This window comes from Streptomyces sp. NPDC043176, from assembly GCF_056436715.1.
In genome coordinates, this window is record NZ_JBWKCA010000004.1 from 208,705 (window position 1) to 225,885 (window position 17,181).

15 protein-coding genes and 1 pseudogene are annotated in these 17,181 nt (G+C 71.7%); 2 read left to right on the plus strand and 14 right to left on the minus strand.

Annotation, left to right across the window (positions count from 1 at the left end):
• Positions 1-95: 95 nt before the first annotated feature.
• From AC067A_RS08175 to AC067A_RS08220, 10 genes and pseudogenes are all read right to left on the minus strand, one after another.
• Entirely contained in the window at positions 96-1,700 is a 1,605-nt protein-coding gene (locus tag AC067A_RS08175) for a glycoside hydrolase family 13 protein (RefSeq protein ID WP_478616152.1), read from the minus strand.
• 154 nt (positions 1,701-1,854) lie between these two features.
• Positions 1,855-2,730, minus strand: a complete 876-nt coding sequence (locus tag AC067A_RS08180) for a carbohydrate ABC transporter permease (protein ID WP_478616155.1) — start codon at positions 2,728-2,730, stop codon at positions 1,855-1,857.
• 17 nt (positions 2,731-2,747) lie between these two features.
• A complete protein-coding gene (locus tag AC067A_RS08185) occupies positions 2,748-3,707 on the minus strand; it encodes a carbohydrate ABC transporter permease (protein ID WP_478616157.1) in 960 nt (319 codons plus the stop codon).
• Positions 3,708-3,965: 258 nt separating this feature from the next.
• Positions 3,966-5,381, minus strand: coding sequence for an extracellular solute-binding protein (locus tag AC067A_RS08190; protein ID WP_478616160.1), 1,416 nt, complete (start codon positions 5,379-5,381; stop codon positions 3,966-3,968).
• Between the two features lie 745 nt (positions 5,382-6,126).
• Positions 6,127-7,125: a type I glyceraldehyde-3-phosphate dehydrogenase gene (gene gap / locus AC067A_RS08195; protein WP_478616162.1), complete on the minus strand. Its 999-nt coding sequence runs from the start codon at positions 7,123-7,125 to the stop codon at positions 6,127-6,129.
• Between the two features lie 220 nt (positions 7,126-7,345).
• Positions 7,346-8,302, minus strand: a complete 957-nt coding sequence (locus AC067A_RS08200) for a GlxA family transcriptional regulator (RefSeq protein WP_478616165.1) — start codon at positions 8,300-8,302, stop codon at positions 7,346-7,348.
• A gap of 86 nt (positions 8,303-8,388) precedes the next feature.
• A complete protein-coding gene (locus tag AC067A_RS08205; protein WP_478616698.1) occupies positions 8,389-8,763 on the minus strand; it encodes a VOC family protein in 375 nt (124 codons plus the stop codon).
• A gap of 319 nt (positions 8,764-9,082) precedes the next feature.
• Positions 9,083-9,336, minus strand: a pseudogene (locus tag AC067A_RS08210) (HSP90 family protein); the annotation flags it as partial.
• Positions 9,337-9,455: 119 nt separating this feature from the next.
• On the minus strand, positions 9,456-10,520 hold the full coding sequence (locus tag AC067A_RS08215) for an AI-2E family transporter (protein WP_478616168.1): 1,065 nt from the start codon (positions 10,518-10,520) through the stop codon (positions 9,456-9,458).
• A 190-nt stretch (positions 10,521-10,710) separates the two neighbouring features.
• Positions 10,711-11,580, minus strand: coding sequence for a poly(ethylene terephthalate) hydrolase family protein (locus tag AC067A_RS08220; protein ID WP_478616171.1), 870 nt, complete (start codon positions 11,578-11,580; stop codon positions 10,711-10,713).
• Between the two features lie 273 nt (positions 11,581-11,853).
• On the opposite strand from AC067A_RS08220, the gene AC067A_RS08225 reads away from it, so the two are divergent.
• Positions 11,854-13,131, plus strand: coding sequence for a serine hydrolase domain-containing protein (locus tag AC067A_RS08225; RefSeq protein ID WP_478616174.1), 1,278 nt, complete (start codon positions 11,854-11,856; stop codon positions 13,129-13,131).
• A 19-nt stretch (positions 13,132-13,150) separates the two neighbouring features.
• On the opposite strand, the gene AC067A_RS08230 is transcribed toward AC067A_RS08225, so the two are convergent.
• Both AC067A_RS08230 and AC067A_RS08235 read right to left on the minus strand, forming a co-directional pair.
• Positions 13,151-13,681 carry a GNAT family N-acetyltransferase gene (locus tag AC067A_RS08230; protein WP_478616177.1) on the minus strand — a complete coding sequence of 177 codons (531 nt, stop codon included), beginning with the start codon at positions 13,679-13,681 and terminating at the stop codon, positions 13,151-13,153.
• A 67-nt stretch (positions 13,682-13,748) separates the two neighbouring features.
• A complete protein-coding gene (locus tag AC067A_RS08235; protein ID WP_478616700.1) occupies positions 13,749-14,726 on the minus strand; it encodes a serine/threonine dehydratase in 978 nt (325 codons plus the stop codon).
• A gap of 179 nt (positions 14,727-14,905) precedes the next feature.
• On the opposite strand from AC067A_RS08235, the gene AC067A_RS08240 reads away from it, so the two are divergent.
• The gene (locus AC067A_RS08240; RefSeq protein WP_478616179.1) at positions 14,906-15,349 is read left to right on the plus strand and encodes a nitroreductase family deazaflavin-dependent oxidoreductase; all 444 of its coding nucleotides are present in this window, start codon (positions 14,906-14,908) and stop codon (positions 15,347-15,349) included.
• Positions 15,350-15,370: 21 nt separating this feature from the next.
• Here the strand turns inward: AC067A_RS08240 and AC067A_RS08245 are convergent, their stop codons facing one another.
• Positions 15,371-16,207: a class II fructose-bisphosphate aldolase gene (locus AC067A_RS08245; RefSeq protein ID WP_478616181.1), complete on the minus strand. Its 837-nt coding sequence runs from the start codon at positions 16,205-16,207 to the stop codon at positions 15,371-15,373.
• Positions 16,208-16,246: 39 nt separating this feature from the next.
• A complete protein-coding gene (locus tag AC067A_RS08250) occupies positions 16,247-17,170 on the minus strand; it encodes an SIS domain-containing protein (RefSeq protein WP_478616183.1) in 924 nt (307 codons plus the stop codon).
• Positions 17,171-17,181: the final 11 nt, after the last annotated feature.

Here is a 17,181-nt window from a genome sequence, read left to right on the forward strand (position 1 = left end):
GACTTAAGAGCTAGCTCTTCTCTGACGGAGCCCTGCGCCCGCTGCCCTCGGACGACGGCGGGCACACGACCGACCGGTTCGGTCCCGCCGTGCGGTCAGACCCGCAGCCAGACCGCCGTGTCAGGCGGCAGCATGCCGTCCGGCGTGAGCGGGCCGCTCGCGAGGAGCAGCCGTTCGTACGGAGGGAGGGCCACGGGCTCGCCCGCGAGGCTGACCACGCAGACCAGTCCGCGCGTCCGCGCGAAGGCGAGGACGCCGTCGGCGGCGGGCAGCCAGGTCAGCCGGCCGTCGCCGAAGCCCGCGGCGGACCTGCGCAGCAGGAGTGCTTCCCGGTAGAGCGCGAGCATCGACTCCGGGTCGGTGCTCTGGCGGTCGACCGCGTAGTGGCTCCATCCGTCGGGCTGGGGCAGCCACGGCTCGGCCGTCGCCCCGAAGCCGGCGTGCGGGGCGTCGGCCGTCCAGGGCAGCGGGACGCGGCACCCGTCCCGGCCGGGGTCCGTGCCGCCGGAGCGGAAGTGCATCGGGTCCTGGATGCGGTCGAGCGGGATGTCGGCCTCGGGCAGCCCCAGCTCCTCGCCCTGGTAGAGGTAGACGGAGCCGGGCAGGGCGAGGGTGAGCAGGGCTGCGGCGCGCGCCCTGCGGGTGCCGAGCGCGAGGTCGGTGGGAATGCCGAAGCGCTTCGTCGCGAAGTCGAACGCGGTGTCGGTGCGGCCGTAGCGGGTCGCGGTGCGGGTGACGTCGTGGTTGCAGAGGACCCAGGTCGCGGGGGCGCCGACCGGGGCGTGTTCGGCGAGGGTGTCGTCGATGGTGCGGCGCAGCCGGTCCGGGTCCCAGGGGCAGGCGAGGAAGTTGAAGTTGAAGGCCGTGTGGAGTTCGTCGGGGCGCAGGTAGCGGGCGAAGCGCTCGGAGTCCGGCAGCCAGACCTCGCCGACGAAGACGCCACCGTACTCGTCGGCTATCGCCCGCCAGGAGCGGTAGATGTCGTGCAGTTCGTCCTGGTCGATGTACGGATGGGGGTCGACGCCCTCGACGAAGTCGCCGAGCGCCGGGTCCTTGGCGAGGAGTGCGGCCGAGTCGATCCGTACACCCGCGACGCCGCGTTCGAACCAGAAGCGGAGGACCTCCTCGTGTTCCTCGCGGACCTCGGGGTGGGCCCAGTTGAGGTCGGGCTGCTCGGGGGTGAAGAGGTGGAGGTACCACTCCCCGTCGGGCACGCGGGTCCAGGTCTGGCCGGAGAACTGCGAGGGCCAGCTGTTGGGCGGGAGTTCGCCGTTCTCCCCTCTGCCTGGGCGGAAGTGGAACCGCGCCCGTTCGGGACTGCCCGGCCCGGCGGCGAGGGCGGCGCGGAACCAGGCGTGCTGGTCGGAGACGTGGTTGGGGACGATGTCGACGATGACCCTGATGCCGAGTGCGGCGGCCTCCGAGATCAGCTTCTCGGCTTCGTCGAGAGTGCCGAAGGAGGGGTCGATGGTGCGGTAGTCGGCGACGTCGTAGCCGCCGTCCACCAGCGGGGACAGGTACCAGGGGGTGAACCAGACGGCGTCGACGCCGAGTTCGGCGAGGTAGGGCAGTCTCGCCCGGACTCCCGCGAGGTCCCCGGTGCCGTCGCCGTCGCCGTCGGCGAAGCTGCGGGGGTACACCTGGTAGATGACGGCGTCGCGCCACCAGTCGTCGGTGCGGGGCGAGTGAGGGGCTGCCACGTGACGGTCCTTTCGGGCAGGTCGGGGTCTTCGCCGCCGGCCCGGTAGCTGCGGGGCGTCGGACGGGCCGACGGCGAAGGCTTGGTGGTGAGGGGTACGCGGAGGGGGCCGGCGCCGCGGTTCGGATCCATGACCCGGGCCGGGGCCCGCCGGTTCAGCCCTTGAGGCCGCCGGCGGTGAGGCCGCTCATGATGTTGCGCTGGAACACCAGGAAGATGAGCAGCGTCGGCACCGACGCGATGGTGAGGGCCGCGATGAGGACGTTCACCGGCACGCCCGTGGAGAGCGAGTAGATCCCCACGTTCAGCGTCTGCTTGGACGGGTCCGGCAGCGTCAGCATCGGCCAGAGGAAGTCCTTCCAGACGCCGACGACCGCGAAGATCGAGACCACGCCGAGGATCGGCCGGGAGATCGGCAGCACGATGGAGCGCAGGATCCGCAGGGGGCTCGCGCCGTCCATGGCCGCGGCGTCGAGCAGCTCCTTCGGGATGGAGTCGAAGAACCGCTTGAGCAGGAAGATGTTGAAGGCGTTGGTGACCGCGGGCAGCCAGATCGCCCACGGCGTGTTCAGCAGGTTCCGCTCCACCACGGGCACGTCGAGCACGGTCAGGTACTGCGGTACGACCAGGACGGTGGCCGGGATCATCAGCGTGACGAGCATCCCGCCGAGGATCGCCTTGCCGAACACCGGGCGCAGCCTGGAGAGCGAGTACGCGGCGGCGACGTCCAGCACCAGCTGGAAGGCGAGGGCGCCGAAGGCGTAGTAGAGGGTGTTGAAGAGCAGGGTGGAGAGGTCCATGACCTCCCAGGCACGGCTGTAGTTCTCGGGGGCGAAGGAGCCCGGGACCAGGGTCGGCGGGGTGCGCACGACCTCCTGGGTGTCCTTGAACCCGCTCGACACCATCCAGTACAGCGGGCCGAGGAAGACCAGGCTGAAGCCGCCGACGACGAGCGCGAAGGTCGCCCGGTAGAGCGCCTTGACGCGGGGCTTGGCGAGCTGCGCGGGCGAGATGAGTGTGCGTGTGGACATGCGTGGTCTCCCCGGTCCTACTCGTCCTCGGCGCGGCTGAGCTTCACGTACACGGCCGAGAATCCGGCCAGGAGCACGAGGAGGAGCAGGCCGAGTGCCGCCGCGGCACCGTAGTTGTTGAAGTTGAAGGCGTACTGGTAGATCAGGTAGACGACGGTCGTGGTGGATCCCTCGGGGCCGGCGCCGCCGGTGAGCAGGAACGGTTCGACGAAGACCTGCATGGTCGCGATGATCTGCATGAGCAGCATGAGCGACAGGATGAGGCGGGTCTGCGGGATGGTGACGTGCCAGATCTTGCGGAACAGTCCGGCGCCGTCGAGCTCCGCCGCCTCGTACAGCTCACCGGGGATGCCCTGGAGCGCGGCGAGGTAGATGAGGGCCGCACCGCCCATGTTCATCCAGGTCGAGGCGATGACGACCGAGAGCATCGAGAGGTCCGGGTCCTGGAGCCACTGCTGCTCGGGCAGGTGCAGGAAGCGCAGCAGCTCGTTGAGCAGGCCGTAACCGGGGTCGTAGAGGTACTTGAAGAGGAGTACGGAGGCGACCGGCGGCAGCATCACCGGGAGGTAGACGAGCAGCCGGAGGTAGCCCTGGCCGTGAGAGAACTCGTTGATGACGACGGCCACGACGAACGGGACCGCGAAGCCGAATACCAGGGCCAGCACGGTGAAGAGGAGGGTGTTGCGCCAGGCCTGCCAGAAGGCGGGGTCGTCGAAGACGGTGGCGAGGTTCTCCAGGCCGACCCAGGTGGTCTGTCCGCTCTCGGTCTTCTGGAAGGCCAGGAGGACCTCACGGACCATGGGGTACCAGGAGAACACCGCGAAGCAGACGACGGCGCCGATGAGAAACCCGTGGGCCGTCAGGTTGCGCTTCAGGTTCCTGGCGAACCGGCCACCGGGTGGTACGGGTCCCGCCGCGCGCGGCGGGGAGTGACGGGAAGTTCCCGCCTTGCTCGGGGTCAGGCTGGGCGCCGACATCGTCGCTCCTTGGTGCTGGTCTGCCGGATTGCGGTGCCCCGGCGGGCGGGCCGGGTGCGGGTGGGGCCCCGGGTGCGGGCGGGGCCGGGTGCGGGTGGGAAGCCCGGCGGGGGCTGTCCGTTGCGGGGCGCAAGCCCGGCGGGGGCGGGTCCGTTCGCGGGACGGGTGCCCGGCGAGGGGCGGGCCCAGGACGGAAACCCGGCGGGGGCGGGTCCGGGACGGGGAGGACGCCTCCGGCCCGCCTCCGCCGGGAAGGGGTCACTGGCGGGCGAGGACCTGGTTGACCTGTGTCTCCGCGGTGGCGAGCAGCTTGTCGATGTCGGCGTCCTTGTTGGTGAGGAGGCCGGACATCACGTTGTCCAGGACCTTGTAGATCTCCTGCGCCTTCGGCGGTTCGGCCTTGCCGGCGACGGGGTTGTCCATGAAGGCCTTGAAGTTGGCGACGGGCATGGTCGCGTTCTCGACGCGTGCCGCGTCGTCCTTGGTCTTCGACTCGCCCAGCCAGAAGTTGGGCTGCGGCACGCCGACCGGAAGGCCGTCGGCCTTGGTGCGGGCCCACGCGAACTGCCCCTTGCCGACGCTGAGGTTCTTGAAGTTGAGCCAGGCGATCGCGGCCTTGATCTTGTCACCCGAGATGCCCTTCTTGATCATGTAGTTGTTGCCGCCGGCGAGCGTGTTCTTCGCGCCGGGGATCGGGCCCATGCCGAAGTTCTCGTACTTCGCGCCCAGTTGCTGCACCATGTACGCGATGTCGTCGGGCGCGGCGAGGAACATGCCGAGCTTGTCCGTGGCGATCTGCTTCTGGAGGTCGCCCCACTGGAGCAGCTGGGTCTTGCCCATGCTGTCGTCCTCCCAGCGCATGGCGTGGAGGTTCTTCGCGACCTGCTTGCCGAGGTCGTTGTTGAACGCGGCCTTCTTGCCGCTCGCGTCGACGACCTCGCCGCCCACGCTGTACATCTGGGCGGTGAAGTGCCAGCCGCCCGTGTTGCCCGCGCTGTACTCGCCGAAACCCGCGATGCCGTTGCCGAGGCCCGCGATCTTCTTGGCGGCGGCGCGCACCTCGTCCCAGGTGCGCGGCGGGGCGTCGGGATCGAGCCCGGCGTCCTCGAAGAGCTTGCGGTTGACCAGCAGGCCCATCGTGTAGTTGCTCGTGGGCAGGCCGTACAGCTTCCCGTCGTGCTTGAGCGAGCCGAGGACGTTCGGGTCGATGTCCTTCAGCAAGGGGACGGTCTTGTCCGTGACGTACGCGCTGATGTCCGCGGCCCCGTCGTTGTCGAGCACCTGCGGCAGGTCGGTGAAGTACGTGTAGAAGACGTCGGGTTGCGACTTGGCCTTGAGCATCGCCGTGAACCGCGGCGGCTCCAGACACTGTCCGGGCGTGGAACGCCCCTCGATGGTGACGTTCGGATACGTCTCGTTGAACTCGGCGACGTCCTCCTTCCACTCCTTCAGCTCGGCCGCCTTCGCCGCCGGCGGCATGCAGTCGATGGTGAGCGTCACCTTGGTCTTCGGGTCCAGCGGGGCACCGGGGTCGGACGAGCCGCCGCCTTCGGAACCGCCGCCGCCGTTGTCACTGCTGCTCGTGCCACACGCGGCGAGCGCGGTCAGCGTCACCGCGGAGACGAGAGCGACCGCGCTGGCGCGACGGGTACGGCGGAACCGAGCACTTCTCATGGGTGGTCCCCTTCGGGCAAGTACGTGGAGGTCGCCCCACCGCCGGTGCGTTGTGGGGCGCGGCACACTCAACCACCCCCAACAAGTGAACGCAAGATATCGCGCTGATTTCGTAATTGCCTGACAGTCGAGAGCATCGATGGGTGGCTCGCACCGCACGAACACGGCAGAACGGGCATCGCGCCCGCGCCTCAACACCCTTTCACCTGTGGCCAGTCAGCGGAACAACGCCCCCGGCACGAGCACGAGTCCGGGCATGACCGAGGCGGGCGCCCCTTGAGGAGCACCCGCCTCGGTTACGACAGATCTTTCTCTTGCTTGCGTCAATCAATCAGAAATTTGCAGACGGGCAGGGAGGGGTTGCTCCTCGGCTCTGGCTCTGGCGCTCGCCCTCATCCGGGGCACGGATCGATCCGCATGTGCTGCGGGGGGGGGCTCGGCGGCGGCGTACCGCTGCCGGACATCCCGGAGTCCCCGGGCTCCTGGAGGCACTCCGGACGAGATACCCGGACGAGGAGTCGTCCCGACGCGTGCTCGAAGGCGCCGACGCGGATCTCACCGACACCCGTGTGCGCGCCGTGTTCCGAGTCGCGCCCGGTGCCGGCGGCTTCGTGACCCCGTCGAGCCTGGCGTCCGTACGCGTGCCCGTCGAGTGGCGTGACCCTCAGGGGCCAGGGCACGCACGCGAGCGCTCCGGCCGACCCGGGTGGGGCGGGCGGAGCGCTCGGCGGGGGTGAGGCGTGCGTCAGCGGGAGGCGAGGAGCTGCAGGGTGTCGATGACGCGGTGGGAGAAGCCCCACTCGTTGTCGTACCAGGCGACGACCTTGATGTGGCGGCCTTCGACGCGGGTGAGCGCGGAGTCGAAGATGGAGGAGTGCGGGTTGCCGACGATGTCGGCGGAGACGAGCGCGTCCTCCGAGTACTCCAGGACACCGGCGAGCGGGCCCTCCGCGGCGGTGCGGTAGGCCGCGAGGACCTCGTCGAGGGTGACGTCACGGGCGACCGTGGTGTTGAGCTCGACGATCGAGCCGACCGGGACGGGCACGCGGATCGAGTCGCCCGAGAGCTTGCCGTCGAGGTTCGGGAGCACGAGGCCGATGGCCTTGGCGGCGCCGGTGGTGGTGGGGACGATGTTGACGCCGGCGGCGCGGGCGCGGCGGGGGTCGCGGTGCGGGCCGTCCTGGAGGTTCTGCTCCTGGGTGTAGGCGTGGACCGTCGTCATGAAGCCGTGCTCGATGCCGGCGAGGTCGTCGAGGACCGCGGCCAGCGGCGCGAGCGCGTTGGTGGTGCACGACGCGTTCGAGACGATCGTGTGGACGGCCGGGTCGTAGGCGTCGGTGTTGACGCCGTACGCGAGGGTGACGTCGGCACCGTCGGCGGGCGCGCTGACGAGCACGCGCTTGGCGCCCGCGTCGAGGTGCGCGCCGGCGGCCTTGGCGGAGGTGAAGCGGCCGGTCGCCTCCAGGACGATGTCGACGCCGAGCTCGGCCCAGGGCAGGTCCGCCGGCTCGCGCTCCGCCAGCACCTTGATGCGGCGGCCGTCGACCACGAGGGTGTCGCCGTCGACGCTCACGGGACGGCCGAGACGCCCGGAGGTGGTGTCGAAGGCGAGGAGCCGGGCGAGGGTGGCGGGCTCCGTGAGGTCGTTGATGGCGACGACCTCGAGGTCGCTCCCGCGCTCGAGCAGCGCGCGCAGCACGTTGCGTCCGATGCGGCCGAATCCGTTGATGGCGATGCGAGTCATGACAGTGTCCCTTCGGTCCTTCGCGTTCGCCACCATGCTCGTCCGACGTCGTCGCTCCTGACAGCGGCGTGATCGCCACGGTCCGCAAGTATCGCGCCAAGGTCCTCGTGGCCGCCCGCCCGGCGGTCCGCCGGCCGCACCGATCGCGCCACTCGCCTTACGACCCGCCTCGCTCCTCGCCCCGCCACTCGCCCCGCCACTCGCCCCGCTACTCGCCCCGCTACTCGCCCCGGGCGAACGTCCGCCGGTACTCGCTCGGTGTGGTGCCGAGGATCCGCTGGAAGTGCAGCCGCAGATTCGCACCGGTGCCGAGGCCCGTGTCGGCGGCGATCTGCTCGACTCCGCGTTCGGACCGTTCCAGCAGCTCACGGGCCATGTCGATGCGGGCCCGCATGACCCACTGCATGGGCGTGTACCCGGTGTCCTCGGCGAACCGCCGCGAGAACGTGCGCGCGGAAACCGCCGCGTGCCGGGCGAGGATCTCCAGGGTGAGGGGCTCGCCCAGGTGGTGCAGGGCCCACTCACGGGTGGCGGCGAACCGCTCGCCGAGCGGCTCGGGGACGCTGCGCGGCACGTACTGGGCCTGGCCGCCGCTGCGGTAGGGGGCCGCGACGAGCCGGCGGGCCGCGTGGTTCGACGCGGCCACCCCGAACTCCCCGCGCAGGATGTGGAGGCACAGGTCGATGCCCGAGGCGGCGCCCGCGGAGGTGAGGACGCTCCCCTCGTCGACGAAGAGCACGTTCTCGTCGACCCTGACGAGGGGGCGTTTCGCCGCGAGCGCCCGTGTGTAGTGCCAGTGGGTGGTGGCCCGCCTGCCGTCGAGCAGTCCGGTGGCGGCCAGCGCGAAGGCACCCGTCGAGATGGCGGCGAGCCGTGCCCCGCGCGCGTGCGCCGCGATCAGCGCCCCGACGACGGCCGCCGGCGGGTCCTCCCGGTCGGGGAACCGGTAGCCGGGCACGAAGACGATGTCGGCCCAGGCGAGTGCGTCGAGGCCGTGGGCGACCTGATAGGCCAGGCCGTCCCCGCCGGCCACGACGCCGGGTTCCGCTCCGCACACCCTGACCTCGCAGGGCATGCTCGCGCGGGTGGTGAACACCTGCGCGGGAATGCCCACGTCGAGCGGCTTCGCGCCCTCCAGTACGAGAACGGCGACGCGGAGCAGACGAGAGGGAGGCACGGACAAGAGCCTACGCACCGGACCACGTCGCACGGTCCGGCCGGGGTGTCGTGCGGGTCACGACGACACCCCGTCCGATGGCCGGCCTACAGGTACGGCCGGGTGATCAGTTCGATCGCGTGCCCGGCGGGGTCCTTGAAGTAGACGCCCCGGCCGCCGTGCTCGGTGTTCGTCTCGCCCGGACGGCGCATCTGGGGGTCGGCCCAGTGCTCGATGTCGCCGTCGCGGAGCCGCTGGTACGCGCGGTCGAAGAGCTCGTCGTCGATCAGGAACGCGTAGTGCTGCATCTGGATGTCCACCGGGGGCTCGGCGAACTGGATAAGGACGCCGTCGGTGAGCTGGATGTTGATGAACGGGCCCCAGGAAGGTGCCTCGGGGAGTTCCAGCAGGTCGCGGTAGAACCTCGCCGATTCGTGGCGGTCCTTGGACGCGATGATGGTGTGGTTGAACGTGACGGTCATGTGGTCGGCCTCGCTGTGGTTCGACACGGAAGGGGACTCGAAGTGCCTGCGCACTGGGAGGTCCGCGTGCCGAACCGAGAGGGTGCTTCGCGTGCACCCCGGGGGCGATCAGCCCTCCACCGGATAGCCCGTCTGTGCATGGCGAGTCGCCGGTCCGGTGTTCATACGGGTGACGCTACTTGATCGTCCCGGGAAGCGACAAGGGCGCTTTCGAGCCGCCCGCCCTTGCCGCTTCCCCCCGCGCTAGGTGAGCGCGTCGAGCACGCCCTGCGCCCTCCCGGTGAGGTCCGCCGCCTCCGGGCCTTCGTGTGTGCCGATTCAGACCGATGCCGCTGTCCTCGATGGACACGGCGCCGTCGGCGGCGCGCAGCCGGATGCGGATCTCGGAGACCGGGTCGAGGGCCCGGCGGGCGGTGACGGCGTCGACGGCGTTCTGCAGGAGCTCGCGGACGTACACCCGGGGCTGGTGCGGAGAGGGTGGGACAGCAGGTCGACGAGTCCTCGCAGGTCGACCTGGAACGGGCCGGTGTCCGGAGTCGGCTCGTCGTCCGGGGCGCGGAAGTCATGGTGCATCACCTCGTGTGCGCGTGGTGGGACGGGCGACCTCGAGGACCCCCCTCACGGATCGCGAACGGAGCACAGCCCAGGGGCGGCCTCCGACAAGTGCGCGCGAGATGTGCCCGGCCCCGTGCTCAGGCGCCCGTCGACGCCCTGGCCTCGCGCAACGCCGTGTGGACGGACCAGACGACCGAGACCAGCGGGACGGCCACCACGGCGCCGACCATGCCGGCGGCGATCGATCCGGCGATGACCGAGATGGCCACCACGAGCGGGTGCAGCCGCACGGCCCAGCTCATGACGAGCGGGTGCAGCAGATGCCCCTCGATCTGGCCGATCACCACGATGAGGGCGGCCACGACGGCCGCCACCAGGGGCCCCTGGGAGGCGAGCGCCACGACGGCCGCGACGGCGAGGGCGACGGGCGAGCCGATGAGCGGGACGAAGGCGGCGAGGAACTCCAGGAGGGCCAGCGGCACCGCGAGGGGGACTCCGAGGAGCCACAGGGCGAGGCCGACGAGGACCGCGTTGGTGGCGGCGACCAGCACGATGCCGTGGGTGTATCCGGTGAAGGTGCGCCAGGCCGCGCGCCCTCCGATGTCCACCCGGCCGCGGACCGACCTCGGCAACTGGTCCCGGAACCACCGCCACTGGCGGTCCCCCGAGTGGACGAAGAACACCGCGCAGAAGAGTGCGAGGGCGAGCGTCGTGAGGACGGCGACGACGTGGCCGGCCCCGCTCAGTGCCGTGCTGACCAGGGTCGACCTGTGGCTGGACAGGAACGCGCCGATCCGGGACTGGAGGTCGGAGAGCGCCCCCGGGTCGAGCCGGAACGGCGGCCGCTCCAGCCAGTCCTCGATCCGGCCGATGCCCACCCGGAACTCGCGCACCAGCGTCGTCCGCTCGCCCGCCACGGCCTCGCCCACCAGGGCGAGCACCCCGAGGACCAGCGCGATGCTCCCGAGCAGCGTGAGGGCGACCGCCAGGGGGCGGGGCAGTCCCCGGGCGACCACGTCGGCGACGGGGCGCAGCAGCGCGGTGCCGACCAGGCCCAGGAAGACGGCCACGCCGATCTCGTGGAAGCGGCCGAGCACCGCGAACAGGCTGTAGACGAGCAGACCGACGACGAGCACGCGCCACGCGTAGGCGGCGGCCGTGCGGAGGAAGGGGGTCACCGTCGGTGGTGTGCCTGGTTGCATGGCGTACGACGTACCACCCGCGGCCCGCCGGGCCACGCCCCGGCATCGACATTCGCCCGACCGGGGCCCGCCCGCGCCCACGGCTACGGGGCGGGGCGGGGCGGGGCGGGCGGGTCGACCTGTCGGTCGGCCGGTCAGGCAGTCAGGCAGTCAGGCAGTCAGGCAGTCAGGCAGTCAGGCAGTCGGATGGTCAGGGCGTGGTGCCCGGGATCTGCAGGGCCTTCGTGTTGCGGTCCCAGCCCGAGAACAGGTCGCCGTCGGTGCAGTAGGTGCAGCCGGGGCCGAAGAACATCCCGCGGGCGTTCTCGTCGCCGAGGAGCCAGAAGCGCAGCCAGGCGGTGGTCGGGGCGCGGAAGTCGCCGCCGTCCCCGATGGAGTCGAGGTGGCCGGCGCCGCGGATCTCGCCGTACACGGAGGGCACGTGGTCGGAGTCCCGGTGGAAGGCCTTGACGAGGGCAGGCCACACGGTCAGGTCGTTCTGCCCGGCGAGGTAGAAGACGGGTTCGTCCATCAGGTCGGGGTCGGCGAGCGGCCCGGGCTGGAGGGGGACGGCGGTGTCGACGCGCGGGTCGATCGCGGCGTTGATCGCCGCCGCGCCGCCCTGCGAGTGGCCGGCGGAGGCGATGTGTTCGAGGTCGACCTTCCCGTGGAACCGGCTCGCGCTGTCCGCGTTCCGGTGTTCGAGGACGTCGATCCCGGCTCGCATGCCGAGGGCGAAGTTCGAGGTGGGGGTGTTGGCGGCGGCGACGATGAAGCCCTGGCTCGCCCAGTGCCGCAGCAGCGAGCTGTAGATGCCGGGGACGGCTCCGGTGCCGTTGCCCCAGATGATCACGGGGTGCAGTTCGCCGTGCTGCCCCATGTTCCGCGGGTGGTAGAAGGTGTGGACGACCTCGATGTCGACGTCCACCTCGTAGGGGCCGGGCGAACCCCAGTCGGTGCCGACCGACGGAATCGTGCCGGCCACCTCCTCGGCCGCGCCGGCGGTTCCCGGTGCGGCGTACAAGGCCGTCACGACGGCCAACAGCAGGCCGCCCAGTGCGCGGCCCCATTTCCCTGACATAGGAACTCCTTTACGGATCCGGCACGTTGCGCGTCCTCGCGAGCGTGACCAGCGCCATGATCGAGCCGGGCGGCGCGCTTGTCTGTCCGCAGGAGCCCAGACCTGCCGGAGCCGGGTTGGGCGTCTGCCCAAGCCGGGGTGCGCGGGGTGCGACGGAGACAGGTCCGGAACGGTGACCTCCGAAACCCGTCGGCCCGCGTCAGGAACCGATCCCGGTCGTTGGCACTCATGATCCATGCCGAATGACCGCTCCGAAGGAATCCGAGGAATCCCGTGCCCCTGTCGTCACGCCGACGTCTGGCCGTCAGCACCACCCTGGTCGCCGCGCTCGCCGCAGGCCTCGCCCCGGCCGCCCCCGCGTTCGCCGCCGCCCCCGCCTCCGCCGCGGCGCCCGTCCGTACGGCGGCGGCCGCCGTTCCGGCACCCGACATGGAGGGGGTGTCCGCCGCGCTGGCCGCGGCGATGACCAACGGCGCACCGGGCGCGATGGCCCGGTACGTCGGCCCCGGCGGCGTCCAGAGCCGGACCGCCGGCGTCCAGGACCGGGTGTCGGGCGCGCCCATGGACATCCGCTCGCGCTTCCGGATCGGCAGCGTCAGCAAGACGTTCACCACCGTCGTCCTGCTGCAGCTGGTCGACGAGGGCAAGGTGGAGCTCGACGCGTCCGTGAACTCCTACCTGCCGGGCCTGCTCCCCGACGACCGCATCACGGTCCGTCACCTGCTCACCCACCGCAGCGGTCTCTCGGACTACACCGACGCGATGTTCAACGACACCGTCCCGGGTTTCGAGGCCGTACGGAACCGGGTGTTCAGCTACCAGGAGCTCGTCGACCTGTCGCTGAGCGGGCCCCGCACGACCGAGCCGGGCGTGTCGTACAAGTACTCGAACGCCAACTTCGTCGTCATCGGCATGCTCATCGAGAAGATGACGGGGCGGCCGGTGGCGGAGGCGTACAAGAAGCGCATCTTCAAGCCGCTGAAGCTGCGTGACACCTCGTACGTCCACCCCGACGCGCGGATCAAGGGCCTGCACGTACGCGGCTACCTGCACCCGGACGCGGCCGGCGACCCGCTCGTCGACTCCACGGAGCAGACGGTGTCGTGGGCGCAGACCGCCGGGGCCGTCCTCTCCAGCCCCGCGGACCTGAACACCTTCACGATCGCCCTGATGCGGGGGCGGCTGCTCTCCCCCGCGATGATGGAGGCGATGACCACGGTCACGCCGACGGACGCCACCAACACCCGTTTCTACGGACTCGGCCTGCGCCGTTACGACCTGTCGTGCGGCACCCAGGTGTTCGGTCACACCGGTACCGTGCAGGGCTTCTACACGTACACCTTCGCGACCCGTGACGGCCGGCGCGCGCTGTCGGCCATGGCCAACACCTCCAACCACGGCGTCGCCAACACGGCGCTCGGCGGGACGCTGGAGGCCGCGTTCTGCGGCAAGAAGCCCGCTCCCGCGGCGTCCGCACGCGCCACCGAGTCGCCCACCGGCCCCGCGCTGACCGACCGTCCGGCGGAGCGGGACCTGCCCGAACGCCACTAGCCGGACCGGCCTCCCGGGATCAGGCCTGGTACTCGGTGAGGTCGATGGCGTAGACGCGCAGGGGCACGTCGAAGACCGGGTGGTTCATCTCACGCTCGGCGGTCATGCCGAGCTTGCCGATGACGTTCTCGGACGCCCGGTCGCTGATGTGGGCGACGGCGACGACCCGGTCGAGCCCCCGGTCCTGGAGTGCGAACTCCAGGACCGCGTGGGCGGCCTCCGAGGCGTACCCCTGCCCCCAGAACTGCCGGCCGAGCCGCCAGCTGATCTGCACCTCGGACATCAGTTCCGGCACGTCCGGCACGGACAGACCCGCGAGCCCGATCAGTTCGCCGGAGCCGAGGAGCTCCACGGCGAAGACGCCGAAGCCCTCGTCGTCCCACTCCTCGTCGAACCGCTCGATGTCCTCGGCGGTCTCGTCCAGGTCCCGCACCGAGCCGTCGCCGACCCACCGCATCACCTCGCCGTCCGCGTTGATCTCGGACAGGGGGACGAGGTCGTCGTCGCTCCAGAGCCGGAGGAGAAGACGAGGGGTGCGAATTTCGGTCATGCCTCCATCCTGACGCACGCCGTGCCGCCCCCGCGCCACGGGTCGGTCCGCGCCGGTGGCGGCCCTGTCAGGCGCCGGCGGGCGAACCGGTGAGATCGGACGGATCGGTGTTGGCTCCGCACAGGACGACACAGACCTTCTCGCCCGGCTCGGGGCGGTAGGCGCCGGTCGTCGGCCCGTCCTTCGCGGCGAGTGCGGCGAGCGCGGTCGCGGCCGCGTGTTCGACGGCGAGGCGCCGGTCGTCCCACAGGGTCCGGCGGGCCCGGGTGATCGCGGTGTCGGTGACGAGGACGGAGCGGACGCCTTCCTCCTGGGCGGCGCGCAGGGCGGTGGCGGAGGCGCGGCGCGCGCCGAGGGAGTCGGCGGCGACCGAGTCGACGGTGACGTCGACGGGGTGCCCGGCACGCAGGGCGGCGGCGAGGGCACGGCAGTTCTCGGGTTCGACGGCGACCGTACGGACGCCGTGGTGCCGGGCGGCGGTGGCGACGCCGGCGAACAGTCCGCCGCCGCCGACCGACACGACGACGGTGTCCAGGTCCGGCACCGCGCGGAGGATCTCGTCCAGGAGGGTGCCGGCCCCGGCGGCGATGAGCGGGTGGTCGTACGCGTGGGAGGCCAGCGCGCCGGTCTCGGCGGCGAACGCCTCGCAGGCGGCGAGCGCTTCGGCGTACTCGGTCCCGACCAGGCGCACCTCGGCCCCGTACGAGAGGAGCTTGTCGGCCTTCACCTTCGGGGCGGTGGTCGGCAGGAAGACCGTGGCGGGGACCCCCTGTCGGCGGGCCGCCCAGGCGCAGGCGAGGCCGGCGTTGCCCCCGGACGCGATGGTGACGCCGGTGTCGGGGAGGGTACCGGCCTCGCGGTGCGCGAGGAGGAAGTTCTGCGCGCCGCGCGCCTTGAAGGAGCCCGTGTGCTGCATGAGTTCCAGCGCGAGGTGGAGCTCGTACGGCTCGGCGCCCTCGTCCGGGCCCGCGACCGTCACGGGGCGGACGTGGCCGCCGATCCGGTCGGCCGCGGTCGTGATGTCGTCGTACGTGAGGGGGTGCACCTGATGCTCCTGGAGGGGCCGGGACGGGACGGTCGTCACGAGAATCCTCTCGTTCCCCTCCGGTCCCGTGAAGCCGGGGCGAGGTTTGCGGCCGGAAATCCTCAGGGGTCCCCGGGGCGTCGGATAACGTCCGGAGGACGCATCGCCGGCGCCGCCGTGCGCCCTCCGAAAGGACACGCATGCCCCTCGAAGGCGAGTACGAGCCCAGCCCGACGGCGTGGGTACGGAACCAGGTCGAACTGTACGAGTCCTCCGGCGGGACGAAGGGCACGACCCTGCGCGGTCTTCCCGTCGTCCTGGTGACGAACCTCGGCGCCAGGAGCGGCAAGCTCCGCAAGACCCCCCTCATGCGGGTGGAGCACGAGGGCGCCTACGCGCTCGTCGCGTCGAACGGCGGGGCGGTGGACCACCCCGTCTGGTTCCACAACGTGGTCGCCTCGCCCCTCGTCGAGCTGCGCGACGGCCCCGACGTGTGGGACATGAAGGCCCGGCTGGTCACCGGCGAGGAGCGCCGGGTGTGGTGGGCGCGGGCCGTCGACGCGTTCCCCGACTACGCCGACTACCAGCGCAGGGCCGACCGCGAGATCCCGCTGTTCGTGGCGGAGCCGATCGGCCGCGCGTAGGCGGGGTCCGCGCGGTGGGCGTCAGGACGGTGACAGGACCGTCAGGAGGTGGGCCACCTCGTGGGCCACGGCGGCGCGTGCCGGGGTGAGGTAGTGACGCGGGTCCACCGCGGTGGGATGGTCGGCGAGGTGGGTGCGGACGGCCTGGGTGAAGGCCTTGTTGAGGTGGGTGGAGACGTTCACCTTGGTCATGCCGGCGGCGATCGCGGCGACGAGGTCCCGGTCCGGCACCCCTGAGGACCCGTGCAGGACGAGCGGGGTGTCGACGGCGGCCCGCAGGCGGGCGATCAGGTCGAAGTCCAGGACCGCGTCCCTGGTCAGCATCTGGTGGGCGCTGCCGACCGCGACGGCGAGGGCGTCGACGCCGGTCGCCGCGACGAAGGCGCGGGCTTCTTCCGGGTCGGTCCGGACCCCCGGGGTGTGGGCGCCGCCCTTGCCGCCGACCTCGCCGAGTTCGGCCTCGACCCAGACGCCGTGCCGGTGGCAGTGCTCCACGACCTCGCGGGTCGCCGCGACGTTCTCCGCGTAGGGGAGCTTCGAGGCGTCGAACATGACGGAGCCCAGGCCGAGCCCGACGGCCTCGCGGACGAGGTCGAGGTTCTCGGCGTGGTCGAGGTGGACGGCGACCGGGGTCTTGGCGGCGCGGGCGATCGCCAGGGAGGCGAGCGCGACCGGTTCCAGGGCGCCGTGGTAGCGGACGGTGTTCTCGCTGATCTGGAGGACGACCGGCCGGTCGGCGCTCGCGGCGCCGGCCACGATGGCCTGGGCGTGTTCGAGCTGGAGGACGTTGAACGCCCCCACGCCCGTGCCCGCGGCGCGGGCGCGGCGGACGATCTCGTCGGTGGGCGTCAGCGGCATGGTCCTGCTCCCGGGGTGTGAACGGTCATGGTGCGGCGGTCAGGCACGGACGTCGGAGAGGACCACGGAACGGGTCAGGTTGCGGGGGGTGTCCGGGTCGAGGCCCTGGGCCTCGGCGACGGCCACCGCGAGGCGCTGGGCCCGGATCAGCTCGGCCATCGGGTCGAGGTCGCTCTCGGCGAGGGTGCCGCCGACCTTGCGCACGTCGTCCGCGAGCCCGGCGGGCAGTTCCCCGAAACCCCAGGCCACCCGGCCCGGCCCGGTGATGCTGATGGGGCCGTGGCGGTACTCCATGGCGGGGTACGCCTCCGTCCAGGCGCCGGCCGCCTCGCGCATCTTCAGGCCTGCCTCCAGCGCGAGTCCGTAGGTCCAGCCGCTGCCGAGGAAGGTGAACTGCTCGGCGGTGAGGATCTCTTCGGCGAGGGGCGACGCGAGGGCCCGCTCGGCGTCCCGCGCCGCCTCCTCGACGGTGGCGACGCCGTCGGGCAGCGCCTCCTCCGCTTCCAGGTGCGCGCGGAACAGGGCGAGGGCCGTGGTCGCGAAACGGGTCTGGACGACGGACTCCTCGTCGGCGAAGTCGAGGACGGCGACCTCGTCGGCGAGGTCCATCACCGGGGTCGTGGGGTCGGCCGTGACCGCGCCGGTGGGCACGGTGCCGCGCAGGCGGGTCAGGACGGCGAGGACCTCGCTGGTGGTGCCGGAGCGGGTGATCGCCACGACCCGGTCGTAGCGGCGGCCGTAGGGGAACTCCGAGGCCGCGAAGGCGTCGGTCTCGCCGTGGCCGCCGGACTCGCGCAGTTCCGCGTAGGCCAGGGCCATGAACCAGGAGGTGCCGCAGCCGATCACGGCGACCCGCTCCCCCCGTCGCGGCAGGGCCGCGGAGTGCTGCGGCAGGGTACGGGCGACCTGGCGCCAGGTCGTCGGCTGGGAGGCGATCTCCACGGCGGTGCGGGTGGTGGTCATACGACTCTCCT

Excerpts from the sequence above, each read along its gene's own strand:
- AC067A_RS08220 (WP_478616171.1), bottom strand. The coding sequence starts at position 11,580 with ATGTCAGGGAAATGGGGCCGCGCACTGGGCGGCCTGCTGTTGGCCGTC.
- AC067A_RS08205 (WP_478616698.1), bottom strand. The coding sequence starts at position 8,763 with ATGACCGTCACGTTCAACCACACCATCATCGCGTCCAAGGACCGCCAC.
- AC067A_RS08185 (WP_478616157.1), bottom strand. The coding sequence starts at position 3,707 with ATGTCGGCGCCCAGCCTGACCCCGAGCAAGGCGGGAACTTCCCGTCAC.
- AC067A_RS08240 (WP_478616179.1), top strand. The coding sequence starts at position 14,906 with ATGCCCCTCGAAGGCGAGTACGAGCCCAGCCCGACGGCGTGGGTACGG.
- AC067A_RS08250 (WP_478616183.1), bottom strand. The coding sequence starts at position 17,170 with ATGACCACCACCCGCACCGCCGTGGAGATCGCCTCCCAGCCGACGACC.
- AC067A_RS08190 (WP_478616160.1), bottom strand. The coding sequence starts at position 5,381 with ATGAGAAGTGCTCGGTTCCGCCGTACCCGTCGCGCCAGCGCGGTCGCT.
- AC067A_RS08180 (WP_478616155.1), bottom strand. The coding sequence starts at position 2,730 with ATGTCCACACGCACACTCATCTCGCCCGCGCAGCTCGCCAAGCCCCGC.
- AC067A_RS08215 (WP_478616168.1), bottom strand. The coding sequence starts at position 10,520 with ATGCAACCAGGCACACCACCGACGGTGACCCCCTTCCTCCGCACGGCC.
- gap (WP_478616162.1), bottom strand. The coding sequence starts at position 7,125 with ATGACTCGCATCGCCATCAACGGATTCGGCCGCATCGGACGCAACGTG.
- AC067A_RS08245 (WP_478616181.1), bottom strand. The coding sequence starts at position 16,207 with ATGCCGCTGACGCCCACCGACGAGATCGTCCGCCGCGCCCGCGCCGCG.
- AC067A_RS08230 (WP_478616177.1), bottom strand. The coding sequence starts at position 13,681 with ATGACCGAAATTCGCACCCCTCGTCTTCTCCTCCGGCTCTGGAGCGAC.